This window comes from Gellertiella sp. DMC107, assembly GCF_056313605.1.
Genome location: NZ_JBQUZZ010000001.1, coordinates 266,639 through 279,699, shown reverse-complemented (window position 1 = coordinate 279,699; position 13,061 = coordinate 266,639). Strand labels below are relative to the sequence as shown.

The 13,061-nt window shown below is 62.0% G+C and carries 11 protein-coding genes; 9 read left to right on the top strand and 2 right to left on the bottom strand.

Going from position 1 to position 13,061, the window contains the following annotated elements; genetic code table 11:
* Window positions 1-128: 128 nt before the first annotated feature.
* The gene (locus ACT54B_RS01270) at window positions 129-1,715 is read left to right on the top strand and encodes a Do family serine endopeptidase (RefSeq protein WP_476043452.1); all 1,587 of its coding nucleotides are present in this window, start codon (window positions 129-131) and stop codon (window positions 1,713-1,715) included.
* Window positions 1,716-1,742: 27 nt separating this feature from the next.
* Here ACT54B_RS01270 and serB read toward each other — a convergent pair whose 3' ends face one another.
* Window positions 1,743-2,633, bottom strand: coding sequence for a phosphoserine phosphatase SerB (gene serB / locus ACT54B_RS01265; RefSeq protein WP_476042257.1), 891 nt, complete (start codon window positions 2,631-2,633; stop codon window positions 1,743-1,745).
* On the opposite strand from serB, the gene miaA reads away from it, so the two are divergent.
* Window positions 2,632-3,525 (top strand): tRNA (adenosine(37)-N6)-dimethylallyltransferase MiaA, encoded by an 894-nt coding sequence (miaA, locus tag ACT54B_RS01260; RefSeq protein WP_476043450.1) that lies wholly within the window; start codon window positions 2,632-2,634, stop codon window positions 3,523-3,525. The genes serB and miaA overlap by 2 nt on opposite strands.
* A 109-nt stretch (window positions 3,526-3,634) precedes the next feature.
* Window positions 3,635-5,551, top strand: coding sequence for a calcium-binding protein (locus ACT54B_RS01255; protein ID WP_476042255.1), 1,917 nt, complete (start codon window positions 3,635-3,637; stop codon window positions 5,549-5,551).
* Between the two features lie 94 nt (window positions 5,552-5,645).
* Here ACT54B_RS01255 and ACT54B_RS01250 read toward each other — a convergent pair whose 3' ends face one another.
* On the bottom strand, window positions 5,646-7,775 hold the full coding sequence (locus ACT54B_RS01250) for an ATP-binding protein (protein ID WP_476043448.1): 2,130 nt from the start codon (window positions 7,773-7,775) through the stop codon (window positions 5,646-5,648).
* Between the two features lie 395 nt (window positions 7,776-8,170).
* Here ACT54B_RS01250 and ACT54B_RS01245 point away from each other — a divergent pair, with 395 nt between their 5' ends.
* The 6 genes from ACT54B_RS01245 to ACT54B_RS01220 all read left to right on the top strand — a co-directional run bounded on the left by ACT54B_RS01245 (window position 8,171) and on the right by ACT54B_RS01220 (window position 13,060).
* The gene (locus ACT54B_RS01245) at window positions 8,171-9,949 is read left to right on the top strand and encodes an acetolactate synthase 3 large subunit (RefSeq protein ID WP_476042254.1); all 1,779 of its coding nucleotides are present in this window, start codon (window positions 8,171-8,173) and stop codon (window positions 9,947-9,949) included.
* A 30-nt stretch (window positions 9,950-9,979) separates the two neighbouring features.
* On the top strand, window positions 9,980-10,552 hold the full coding sequence (gene ilvN / locus ACT54B_RS01240; RefSeq protein ID WP_476042252.1) for an acetolactate synthase small subunit: 573 nt from the start codon (window positions 9,980-9,982) through the stop codon (window positions 10,550-10,552).
* Window positions 10,553-10,784: 232 nt separating this feature from the next.
* Window positions 10,785-11,381 carry a LysE family translocator gene (locus ACT54B_RS01235; protein WP_476042251.1) on the top strand — a complete coding sequence of 199 codons (597 nt, stop codon included), beginning with the start codon at window positions 10,785-10,787 and terminating at the stop codon, window positions 11,379-11,381.
* Between the two features lie 8 nt (window positions 11,382-11,389).
* Window positions 11,390-12,037, top strand: a complete 648-nt coding sequence (nthA, locus tag ACT54B_RS01230; RefSeq protein WP_476042250.1) for a nitrile hydratase subunit alpha — start codon at window positions 11,390-11,392, stop codon at window positions 12,035-12,037.
* Window positions 12,034-12,693, top strand: coding sequence for a nitrile hydratase subunit beta (gene nthB, locus ACT54B_RS01225; protein WP_476042248.1), 660 nt, complete (start codon window positions 12,034-12,036; stop codon window positions 12,691-12,693). The genes nthA and nthB overlap by 4 nt, the downstream gene beginning before the upstream one ends.
* Entirely contained in the window at window positions 12,680-13,060 is a 381-nt protein-coding gene (locus ACT54B_RS01220; RefSeq protein ID WP_476042246.1) for a nitrile hydratase accessory protein, read from the top strand. Before nthB ends, ACT54B_RS01220 begins: the two co-directional genes overlap by 14 nt.
* The last annotated feature ends 1 nt before the right edge of the window (window position 13,061 follow it).

The window sequence follows — 13,061 nt, the reverse complement described above, 5'->3', positions numbered from 1 at the left end:
CGGCCTCTTCCGCACTAAGGTGCCGGTTCAAACCGGGTCCGACGGATCCGAATCGGAGAAAATCGGTCCCGACCGACAAGGACAGCGAGACTATGACGCGACGCATTCCCACTTCCCATCGACAGCGCATGCAGACGCTTGGGCGCATCGTGATCGCGCTTGGTGTGGCGACCGCAGGCGCGCCGACATCGGGGCTTGCCGCATCGAGCGCTGCCATCGCCGCATCGCCTGCAGGGCCGCAATCCGTGGCCGACCTTGCCGAAGGCCTGCTCGATGCGGTGGTGAATATATCCACCTCGCAGAATGTGCGGGATGACGAGGGAGCTCCGGCACCGCAGGTACAGGACGGTGCGCCCTTCGAGGATCTCTTCGACGATTATTACAAGGGAGAAGGCAAGAGCTCCGGCAGCCATACGGTGAATTCGCTGGGCTCGGGCTTCGTCATCGATCCGGCCGGCTACATCGTCACCAACAACCACGTCATCGAAGGGGCCGACGCCATCGAGGTCATCTTCGCCAAGGGCAACAAGCTGAAGGCGAAGCTGATCGGCACCGACGTGAAGACCGATCTTTCCCTGCTGAAGGTGGAATCGCAAGCGCCGCTGAAAGCCGTTTCCTTCGGCGATTCCCGCAAGATGCGCATCGGCGATTGGGTGATGGCGATCGGCAATCCCTTCGGCCTCGGCGGGTCCGTTTCGATCGGGATCGTTTCCGCCCGCGGGCGCAACATCAATGCCGGCCCCTATGACAATTTCATCCAGACCGACGCCGCCATAAACAAGGGCAATTCGGGTGGCCCGCTCTTCAACATGGAAGGGCAGGTCATCGGGATCAACACGGCGATCATCTCTCCTTCCGGAGGATCCATCGGCATCGGCTTTTCCGTTCCGTCGGAAATTGCAGCCACGGTAATCGACCAGCTGCGGCAATATGGCGAGACCCGTCGCGGCTGGCTGGGGGTGCGGGTGCAGCCCGTCACCGAGGATGTCGCCGCAAGCCTTGGTCTGCAGAAAATTGCCGGCGCGCTGGTTTCCGGCATCGTCAAGGGCGGGCCGGTGGAAAACGGCCCGATCAAGACGGGCGATGTGATCGTGACCTTCGACGGCAAGCCGATTGCGGAGATGCGCGACCTGCTGCGGATCGTCGCGGAAAGCCCGACCGGCAAGGATGTGGCCGTGGAAATCGTGCGCGACGGCAAGCCACAGACGGTGACCGTAAAGCTCGGCCGGATGGACGACAAGGCCGAGGCCGCCGCTTCCGACCCGTCCGCTCCTGCTCTTCCTGACGGCAATGGCAGCGAAGGCAACAGCCCCGAGGACCAGCCCATGCCGGGCCAGGAAGACGAGCTGCAGCCAACGCCGGACGGCAATACGGGAACGCAGGACGAAAGCGGAAGCACCGATGCCGGGGAGGCGTCCGGCGAGGTTCTGGGCATGATGCTGTCGCCGCTCGATGACGCAAGCCGCAAGGAATATGGCATCGCCACCCAGGTGAATGGCGTGGTGATCCAGGCCGTCGCCGATGGCACACCGGCTGCGGAAAAAGGCCTCAAGGAAGGCGATACGATCGTCGAAGTGGGCCAGACCGCCGTTTCAGACCCGGCCGAAGTGGTTGCCAAGGTGGCGGACCTGAAAAAGGAAGGGCGACAGAATGCGCTGATGCTCGTCGCACAGCCGAATGGAGACCTGAAGACCGTCGCCCTTCCCATCGAATAAGGGCAGACGGGCTTCTCTCAAATCCGCTCAGGCCGTCACGAATTCGTGGCGGCGATAGCCCTGGATGTAGAGGAGGGCGGTGAGATCGCCATGGTCGATCCGCATCCGCGCCTGGGCTGCGACCGCGGGCTTCGCATGCAGGGCAACGCCGCTGCCAGCCAGCTGCAGCATGGCGAGATCGTTGGCGCCATCCCCGACCGCCACCACATCGGCAGAGGTGATGCCGAGTTCTCCGGTGATCCGCAGCAGGGCCTGCGCCTTGGCTTCCTTGCCGAGAATCGGCTCAGCGACCATGCCCGTCAGCACGCCGTTTTCGTGCAACAGTTCGTTGGCCCGGTTTTCGTCGAAGCCCAGCATGGCGGCGACCGGACCGGTAAACAGGGTGAAGCCGCCGGAGACCAGCGCCGCATAGCCGCCGCGCGCGCGCATGGTGGCAACGAGTTCCCGGCCGCCCGACGTGAGCGTGATGCGGCTGCGGATGACATCGTCGATGACGCTGACCGGTAGCCCCTTCAGCAGGGCCACCCGTTCGCGCAGGGCCGGTTCGAAGGCAATTTCCCCATTCATGGCCCGGGCGGTGATGCGGGACACTTCGTCCTTCAGACCCACTTCGGCTGCCAGCTCGTCGATGCATTCCTGCCCGATCATGGTGGAATCCATGTCCGCGAGCAAAAGGCGCTTGCGACGGGTGTCGGCATCCTGCACGACAATATCCACCGGCTGCCCGTCCAGACCCCCCCGCAGGGTCGCATCCGCTTCGGTTGCCGTCATCCCGTCCCGGAGCGCCAGATCGCAGGCAATGCCATCGGCCAGCCAGTAGAGGCCGGACGCATTCACCTTTTCCGCGGCCTTTTCGCCGAGGCCGGGAACGAGTACAGCATGAAGCGGATGGGCAATCAGCGTGGCAACCAGGGCCATGGAGGAAAACCTTTACGTGAGCGAGTTCGATGCAGTCCTGATAACCGGGCCGACCGCCAGCGGCAAGTCCGCTCTGGCGGTGGAATGGGCGCGCCGCACCGGCGGAGTGGTGGTGAATGCCGACAGCATGCAGGTCTATGACACCCTGCATGTGCTGACGGCCCGCCCATCCGAGGAGGATATGCAGGGCATCGAGCACGTGCTCTATGGCCATTGCCCCGCAGGGACCGCCTATTCCACCGGCGGCTGGCTCCGGGACATGGAGGCAACCCTCACCCGGCTGAGGAGGGAAGGGCGCATGCCCGTGATCGTCGGCGGCACCGGCCTCTATTTCAAGGCTCTCACCGAAGGGCTTTCCGACATGCCCGGCATTCCGGCCGAGATCCGCACCGGCATCCGCCAGCGGCTGGAGGCGGAAGGGGCCGAGGCCATGCATGCGCTGCTTTCGACGGTCGATCCCGTGACGGCCGCGCGGCTGAACCCGCGCGACAGCCAGCGCATTGCCCGGGCGCTCGAGGTGGAAGCGGCAACCGGCACGCCGCTTTCCGCCTATCAGGCCCGCACCGCGCCGCCGCTCGTCGATCCCGCCCGCGCCCGGAAAATGGTCGTGCTGCCCGATCGGGCGGTGCTTGCCCGGCGGATCGAGGACCGTTTTCGCGCCATGCTGTCCGGGGCGGCCATTGCCGAGGTCGAGGCGCTTCTGGCACTCAATCTGGACGGGAACCTGCCGGTCATGCGGGCCATCGGCGTGCCCGAGATCACCGCCCATCTCGCGGGCTCGCTGTCGGCCGAAGCGGTCATCGAGCGCGGCGCAGCCGCCACCCGCCAATATGCCAAGCGCCAGATGACCTGGTTTCGCAACCAGATGGGCGAGGATTGGGAAAGAGTGTAAAACGGAAGTCGTATTTCCTTAAATGAGAATAGTCGAATCTGATGTTGCAATCTGGCCGTGCCGTGGTAGTCTTTCGTTACGATCAACACCCGGTTCATGCGAGGTTGTCATGGATGCCATCGATCCCGTCATTACGGATACGTCTGTTACCGACACGCCTGTTACCGACACGCCCGTTCCCGATACGGGTATTTCTCCGCGTGTGCTGCCCTTGGTCGCATCATCACCTAGCTATCGCGTGGTCAGCGACGAGAGGGTGATGACCTCAGACGAAGTGGATGCCTTTAACGAGATCATGCAGAATCAGGCGAGCCTGAATTGGATCAAGATCGCCAAATCGCACACCCTTAATGTTCAGGTTCTGCCTTTAGAGGGCAATCAGTACAGCATCGCTTTCTATGAGCAGGGCAGTAGTACCGAATACTATCAGTCGCTGAGGGTGGGGGTGAAGGGTGATTTGCAGTTTGCGCGGCCGCTTATCCATATGTTCGAGGACGGGCATGTCCAGATTGTATGGGATGTCGGTCGGGCAGAGGACAATACCCCGATCTATCATACGGTGACCCTGTCGGCGGTGCAGATGAATGGAATGATGGGTGCCGGTCGTGACTATGTCGTCGGCACGGCGGAGTCAGACCGGATCGATGTGGCTGTGGGCGGTCTCACTGCCGGCGACTATGTTGACGGGTGGGGCGGCGTGAACACGTTGAAAATGGTGGGTGCCGGCGAGCTGGATATCACCCTTCCGGAAGTGTTCGTCGACATCGACAAAATCACCCTTTCCGAAGGAGATGACACGCTCGTCGTTTCGGCAAAGCATTTGATTGACGTGAATGCCCTCGATGGCGGGCTGGGAACGGATACGCTTCGGCTCGCCAGTGCCGGTATTTACGACCTCAGGTCCCGGTCCATCTCCGGTTTCGAAAAGATCTTGGGTTCCGACGGGGATGACATCATCGGCACCGGTGACAATGGCGATGTGGTGGATAGCGGTCTCGGCAACGATCTTGTCGATGCTGCAGGCGGTGACGACAAGCTCACCGGGGGCGGCGGCGACGACGAGCTTCGTGGCGGAACCGGAATCGATACGCTTTACGGCGGCGAAGGTAATGATGTGCTAAATGGCGGGACTGGCGATGACGTTATGTTCGGTGATGCGGGCTCTGATACCTACTATGTCGACTCCATGTTCGATGCAGTAAAAGAGAACGATGTGAGTGTTTCCGCCGACGTCGATACGGTTTATGCGTATGTAACGTACGGGCTGGGCGGCGATGCGGCAGGCATCGAAAATTTGGTTCTCCTCGGCTCCGCACTCAACGCAACTGGCAACGATCTCAACAACAGTCTTACCGGAAATGCTTATGCCAACAGCCTGAATGGCGGGCTTGGTGGCGATGTCATGACCGGCGGCGCCGGCAATGACATTTATTATGTCGATAACGCCCGCGATACCATCAATGAAGTTGCCAATGCCGGCTCCGGCATCGATACGGTTTATTCCTCCATCAGTTTCAATCTGGCGGGCTCTACCGTGACCGGAGTGTTGGAAAATCTCGTGCTGACAGGAACTCAGGCATTGCGTGGCGATGGCACAGCCGCTGCAAACCTGCTGAGGGGCAATTCCATCAACAATCAGCTGTACGGTTGGGCGGGGGATGACGTTATCGATGGCGATGATGGATTTGATACGCTGACTGGCGGGACGGGGCGGGACGCTTTCGTATTCTCGACCAATATCTCCAAATATGACAAGATAACGGATTTCTCGGTCGTGGACGATACGATCCGGCTGGATCTCCGTGTCTTCAGCGCCTTGTCCCAGGCGCCGGGGGTGCTGAACAGTGCTTCTTTCACCGTTTCAACCGTCAGTGCCGCGGCAGATGCCGGCGACCGTATCATCTACGACCGGGATAGCGGCAATCTCTACTACGACACCAACGGCACCAACCCGGGTGGGCTGACTCTATTTGCGCAGATTACCCCGGGTCTTGCCCTGACGGCTGCCGATTTTTATGTGGTCTAGGCGGGATCGGCGGCGCAGCGTCCTGCCGCCTGATCCGGTGAGAGGCCGGGAGGGCGGCGGAAGCAAGGTTTGTTCAGGAGGGCTGGCCCCGCTTTCAGTCGCGCCGCAGGCTGCTCAGCGGCTTCCGAAGGATGCTCTCGCGCAGCGAGGATCGTTCTCGGGGCGGCTGGGGCGTATCTGCAGGGGCTCCCGCCCCCGGTTGGCCGTAGCTCGGCGGCGAGGCCGGCGTGCTGTAGCGCAGGGGCGGCGGCTCACGGTCCTCGGGCGTTGGCGTCTGGAGAGTGCTTCTGAAGACCGGTGGCTGGTGCTGTTGCTCGCGGAAGACATCGGCTCGCAGGCTGGGCCGCTCGGGTGAGGACGCGCTCGGCAACATTTCGGGACGGTAGGGTTCCTCTGTCACGCCGGCTGTCGACCAGCTGAAGCCGGCTTCGGAGAGCTGTTGATGCGGTTCGAAGCCTTCGGCATTGTCCAGATCGTCCAGATCGGCAATTTCCGAAGAGCCCATCGGGCCCAAATAGCTGTTCTTGAGCGATCCGATATCCACAGGCGTGACCGCGCGCATGCGTGTGACCACGGCACGGAGATCGACGCTTTCGGCCTCCTCCTCCCGCGCCATTTCCGCAATTCCGGCGGCTTTCGGCAAGACGGCCTGATCGACTCTTTCGAAGCGCATGCGCATGGGAACCGCGATGGCCTCACCGAAGGCGATGGCTTCGCCGTTTCCGATCGACGAAATGAAATTCGTGATCGACACCGACGAGTTGGGAATGGCCGCCCGGATGATTTCCTTGTCCTTCTCGTTCGCCAGACGCATCGCAAAGAGCGTGGAGCACTGCGAGAGGATCGTCTGATCGAGTTCGCCCGGACGCTGGGTGATGATGCCGAGCGAGACGCCGTATTTACGCCCTTCCTTCGCGATGCGGGCAATCGCCTGGCGCGTCGGGAAGAAGCCGAGGTTGGGGTCCGCGGGCACGTAGCGGTGCGCTTCTTCGCAGACGACCAGCATGTGCAGGCCGCCATTGCTCCACAGCGCCACTTCGAAGGCCATGCGGCAAAGAACCGAAGCGACCGAGTTGACCACTTCGGAGGGAATGCCCGCGAGCTGGAAGGTGCAGATGGGGCGGCCATTGCCGGGAATACGGAAGATGTGGGCGATGGTCTCCATGATCGTATCGGTGATCGTGTTGCTGGAGAACATGAAATGGTAGCGCGGGTCGTTGATCGCGGCCATCACGCGCATCTTCAGGGAGCGCAGCACCGGCTTTTCGTTGCGGCCCTCGAGCCGGCCAATGCGTTCGTCGATCAGCGCCAGCAGGTCGGCCATGCGATAGGGCACCGGCGTATCCGCCGTCATCGAGCTCTTGTCGGTCTGGCGACGCATGAGGCCGCCCTCGTTCCCGCCCCGGAAGCTCCGTTTTGCCTCGGGAATGAGGTCGCGCAGGATGTCGATTTCCTCCGGCACAGGCGGACGCCCGCGGAACACGACTTCGGCAAATTCCTCAAGCCGCATCAGCCAGAAGGGCAGGTCGAGCGTGTCCGTGTCGATCACCACCGCGTCGTTCGGAAAGGCGGCGGCAAATTCGTTGTGGGGATCGAGAATGAGCACACGCAGCTTCGGATCGGCAGCCACCGCCTTGTGCAGCAGCAGTGAAACGGCGGTGGATTTGCCCACGCCGGTCGAGCCCACCACGGCGAAGTGCTTGGACAGCATGGAGGGAATGTGGATTGTCGCGGATACCGTCTCGTCCTGCGAAAGCTTGCCGACCGGCTGGTTTTCGCGGGCGCGGCTGGCATAGATGCGCTCGAGGTCCGAACCGCGAATGCGGTGGGCGATGGAGCCGAGATAGGGATAGCAGGAAATGCCGGTGGAAAATTCCTCGCGGCCGTCGTCATAGACGCGGACTTCACCCAGCAGTTCCACCTCGACGAAGAAGTTGTTGTCGCCCTTCTCGCCCCAGTGCTGACCTTCCATCTGCATGGAATAGGCCATGGCCACCACGCGGTTGTTGCCGACGCTGATCGAGATCAGACGCCCCACCGACCAGAGTTCGGTGAGGTCTGTACCGCCTTGTTCCGCCACGGCGGAAATCGTGGCGCGGGAACCGTTGCACGATACCACGCGGCCGAGAAACCGGTTTCCCGGCTTCAGAATGTCTCTGCGGTCATCATCTGTCATGGGGCCAGCATCGGATCGTAGGGGCGTGGACATTTCATTCTCTCCCATCATGGGCCATCGGACGTCGTGACATTTGCCGCCCGTGCAGGCATATCCCGCACTTCGGGCACCTTAAATGCGGCAAACTTAATATCTGGTGTAGTGGATGTCTATTTTCGCTCGCAGGTAATCCCGTTTGCCGGCGCTTTCCGATGCGAAAGCGGCGCGATCTCGGTTGACGCCCCGCAAGATTCTGTCTATCACTGCCGGCCATGAACAAGATTGTTTCTCTTATTGTGGTGAGAAGGCGCATGGGCAGGATGGTGTAACCATCCGGCGTTAGCCACCCATGCGCGACACGGCAGGCTCCCGAAAGGAGCCTTTTTTTATGTCTCAATCCGGGCTAATAGGCCCATAACAGGCGGGCCGAGCGAGCCCCAGAACCTAGACAAGCGGAACCAGGCATGACGGGCAAAGACAATCAGATGACCGGCGCGGAAATCGTTCTCAAGGCGCTGAAGGACAATGGGGTCGAACATATCTTCGGATATCCGGGCGGTGCCGTGCTTCCGATCTATGACGAGATTTTCCAGCAGGACGACATCCAGCACATTCTGGTGCGGCACGAGCAGGGCGCTGGCCATGCGGCCGAAGGCTATGCCCGCTCCACCGGCAAGGTGGGCGTGATGCTCGTGACCTCCGGCCCGGGCGCTACCAATGCGGTCACGCCCCTCCAGGACGCCCTGATGGACAGCATTCCGCTCGTCTGCCTGTCCGGCCAGGTGCCCACCACGCTCATCGGTTCGGACGCTTTCCAGGAATGCGACACGGTCGGCATCACGCGCCCCTGCACCAAGCACAACTGGCTGGTCAAGGACGTGAACGATCTCGCCCCGATCATTCACGAGGCTTTCCGCATTGCCCAGTCCGGCCGTCCGGGTCCCGTCGTGGTCGATATTCCGAAGGATATCCAGTTCGCGACCGGCACCTATACGCCGCCGTCCGATCACATCGCGCAGAAAAGCTACCAGCCGAAGCTTCAGGGCGACCTGAACGCCATCAAGGCTGCCGTGGAGCTGATGGCGACGGCCCGTCGCCCGGTCATCTATTCCGGCGGTGGCGTGGTGAATTCGGGTCCGGAAGCCTCCAAGCTCCTGCGCGAGCTGGTGGAGCTGACGGACTTCCCGATCACCTCGACTCTGATGGGGCTCGGCAGCTACCCGGCCTCCGGCAAGAGCTGGCTCGGCATGCTCGGCATGCACGGGTCCTACGAAGCCAACATGACCATGCATGATTGCGATGTGATGGTTTGCATCGGCGCGCGCTTCGACGACCGCATCACCGGTCGTCTCAATGCCTTCTCGCCGAATTCGAAGAAGATCCATATCGATATCGACCCGTCCTCGATCAACAAGAATGTCCGCGTCGATGTCGGCATCGTCGGCGACATCACCCATGTGCTCGAAGACATGGTTCGCCTGTGGCGGGCGCTGCCGAAGAAGCCGGAAGCCGGCCAGCTTTCCGACTGGTGGACGCAGATCGACAAGTGGCGTGCGCGCAAGTCCTTCGCCTATACGAAGAGCAATGACGTGATCATGCCGCAATATGCGATCGAGCGTCTCTATGAGCTGACCAAGGATCGCGATACCTACATCACCACCGAAGTCGGCCAGCACCAGATGTGGGCGGCCCAGTATTTCGGCTTCGAACAGCCGAACCGCTGGATGACCTCGGGCGGCCTCGGCACCATGGGCTACGGCCTGCCGGCCGCGCTCGGCGTGCAGATCGCCCATCCGGAAAGCCTCGTCATCGACATTGCCGGCGATGCCTCGATCCAGATGTGCATCCAGGAAATGTCGGCCGCGATCCAGTACAACGCGCCGATCAAGATCTTCATCCTGAACAACCAGTACATGGGCATGGTGCGCCAGTGGCAGCAGCTGCTGCACGGCAACCGTCTGTCCAACTCCTACACGGAAGCCATGCCCGATTTCGTCAAGCTGGCGGAAGCCTATGGCGCTGTCGGCATCCGCTGCGAGAAGCCGGGCGAGCTGGACGATGCCATTCTGGAAATGATCAACGTGAAGAAGCCGGTGATCTTCGATTGCCGTGTGGCGAACCTCGCCAACTGCTTCCCGATGATCCCGTCGGGCAAGGCCCATAATGAAATGCTGCTGCCCGACGAGGCGACCGACGAGGCCGTGGCCAACGCCATCGACGCCAAGGGCCGCCAGCTGGTCTGACCGAGAACCGAGCCAGAGAGGAAAACCATCATGAATGCACATCTTCAGCCGACGGGCTCGGCCTATTTCATCGCCAAGGAAACGCAGGTGGCCGAAAGCCACACGCTTTCGGTGTTGGTCGACAACGAGCCGGGCGTGCTTGCCCGCGTCATCGGCCTGTTCTCGGGCCGTGGTTACAACATCGAAAGCCTGACCGTTTCGGAAACCGAACATCAGGCGCACCTGTCGCGCATCACCATCGTCACGCGGGGCACGCCGCATGTGCTGGAGCAGATCAAGGCGCAGCTGGAGCGTATCGTTCCCGTCCACCGCGTGGTGGATCTGACCGTGCGTGCCCGCGATCTCGGGCATGAGCGCCCGCTGGAGCGGGAGCTGGCGCTGGTGAAGGTATCGGGCGTCGGGGAAAACCGCGTCGAGGCCCTGCGTCTCGCCGATGCGTTCCGCGCCAATGTCATCGATGCCAATATCGAGCATTTCGTGTTCGAGATCACCGGCAAGGTATCCAAGATCGACCAGTTCATCGCCATCATGAAGCCGCTCGGCCTGATCGAAGTCTGCCGCACCGGCATTGCCGCCATGAACCGCGGCGCCCAGGGCATGTGATCGGCTTGCCGGTCCCGAGATGAATGGCGGGCGCTTTCGGGCGCCCGTTTTCGTTTGAAATGAATCGCTTGGCGGGTTTTGTTGGCAATCGGATTCAGTCGCTTCACATATTGATTCAAGCTGCCGGTTGTCATTGTCGCTATGACAATTTGCTGATGGACAGCAGCCCGGTCGCGGTTATGCTCCGTATCCCTTCCTGCTTCATCCCTCCTTTTTCCGGATGTACCCTTTCATGACCTGGGACCTGTTCGTCGCGCTTTTCCTCTTCGCCCTTGCGACGTCCATCACGCCCGGGCCGAACAATACGATGCTGCTTGCCTCGGGGGTGAATTTCGGCTTCGTGCGGACCATCCCGCACATGCTCGGCATCGGGGCTGGGTTCTTCGTGCTGTTGGTCGCAGTGGGTCTGGGGCTCGGCGCGCTCATCACCGGCTTTCCCGTGCTGCATCTGGCCCTCAAGGTCGTAGGCGGAGCCTATCTTCTCTATATTGCCTGGAAGATCGGCACATCCCGCACCCTCGGCGAGGTGCGCGAGGCGGGGCTGAAGCCCATGACGTTCCTGCAGGCGGCGGCCTTCCAGTGGGTCAATCCCAAGGCCTGGGTCATGGCGATCACCGCCATGTCCACCTATGGCGATCCAGAGCATCCCTACTGGCGCGTGATGATGATCGGCATCATCTTCGTGGTCGTGAACGTCCCGAGCGTTTCCACCTGGGCGGGTTTCGGGGCCGTGCTTCGCGGCTGGCTTTCCGATCCCGTCCGGTTAAAATGGTTCAACATCACCATGGCCGTGCTGCTCGTCATCAGCCTCTGGCCGCTTCTGAAATGAGGTCGACCTTGTCGCATCACCACCATCATCATGACCACGATCATGATCATGATCACCATCACGAGAACCGCTATTCCGACATGGAGGCGCGGGTAAAGGCACTGGAGACGGTGCTGACCGAGAAGGGCCTGATCGATCCCGCCGCCATCGATGCGATCGTGGAAACCTATGAAACCAAGGTCGGGCCGCGAAACGGAGCCCGGGTCGTGGCAAAGGCCTGGACCGATCCGGCATTTGCGGCCTGGCTCGAAAAGGATGCAACCGCGGCCATTGCAAGCCTCGGCTTCACCGGCCGGCAGGGCGAGCACATGCGTGCAGTCTTCAACCGGCCGGGAACGCATAATCTCGTCGTCTGCACGCTTTGCTCCTGCTATCCCTGGGCCGTGCTGGGGCTGCCGCCGGTGTGGTACAAGGCGCCCGCCTACCGCTCGCGGGCGGTGATGGATCCGAAGGGCGTGCTTGCCGAGTTCGGCGTGACTCTGCCGGATGGAACCGCCGTAAGGGTATGGGATTCCACGGCCGAACTCCGCTACCTCGTCATTCCCGAGCGGCCTGCCGGAACGGAAGGCTGGACGGAGGAGCAGCTTGCCGATCTGGTCACGCGCGACAGCATGATCGGAACCGGCCTTGCCTCCGAACCGGAGGCCGGCGCATGAACGGGCCGCACGATCTCGGAGGGTTTCAGGGTTTCGGGCCGGTCAATCCGGAAAAAGACGAGCCGTACTTTCACGCGGAATGGGAAAAGCGGGCACTCGGCGTCGTCCTTTCCGCCGGCGCCATGGGTCAATGGACCATCGACGAAAGCCGGCATGCCCGCGAATGCATTGCGCCTGCGTCCTATCTTTCCGCCAGCTATTACGAAATCTGGATCCGCGCACTGGAAGTGCTGCTGGAACGGCATGGTTTCGCGACCCGCGAGGAGATGGACCGGGGCGTGATGCAGGCGCGAGGCACGGAGCCGAAGCGGGTATTGAAGGCAGACATGGTGGCCGCCGTGCTGGCCAAGGGCGGCCCCTGTGACCGGCCGGTTGCGGAGACGCCCCGTTTCCAGCCGGGCGATCGGGTCCGGACGCGAAACATGAGCCCCGCCGGCCACAACCGTTTGCCGCGCTATGCCAAGGGCAAGGCGGGTGTGATCGAGGCGGTGCAGGGTGGTTTCGTCTATCCCGATACCAACGCGCATGGCGGCGGCGAGCAGCCGCAATGGGTCTACACGGTCGTCTTTACCGGCTCCGAACTCTGGGGCGAGGGGGCCGATCCGCTCCAGACCGTCTCCATCGATGCGTGGGAGAGTTACCTTGAGCGCCTGTGAAACGGTCTCCCCGCTGGCCCAATCGCCCGGCCTGCCGAAATCCGCGGAGGGGGACCCGGTTTTTGCGGAACCCTGGCAGGCCACCGCCTTTGCGCTGACCGTGCTGCTGCACCAGAAGGGTGTGTTTACGTGGAGCGCGTGGGCGGAAAGCCTGTCGCGAGAAGTGAAGAAACCGGGACGGGCAAGCGACGGCAGCGATTATTTCGACGCCTGGGTCGAAGCTTTGTCCGCCTTGCTGGCCAGCCAGGGGCTGGCGGATGCCGGTCTGCTGCTCGATCTGCAGAAAAGCTGGCAGCGGGCCGCCGAAGCCACGCCGCATGGATCGCCCATCCGGCTGGAAAACGATCCGGTACGGCAGTCTGCCTGAG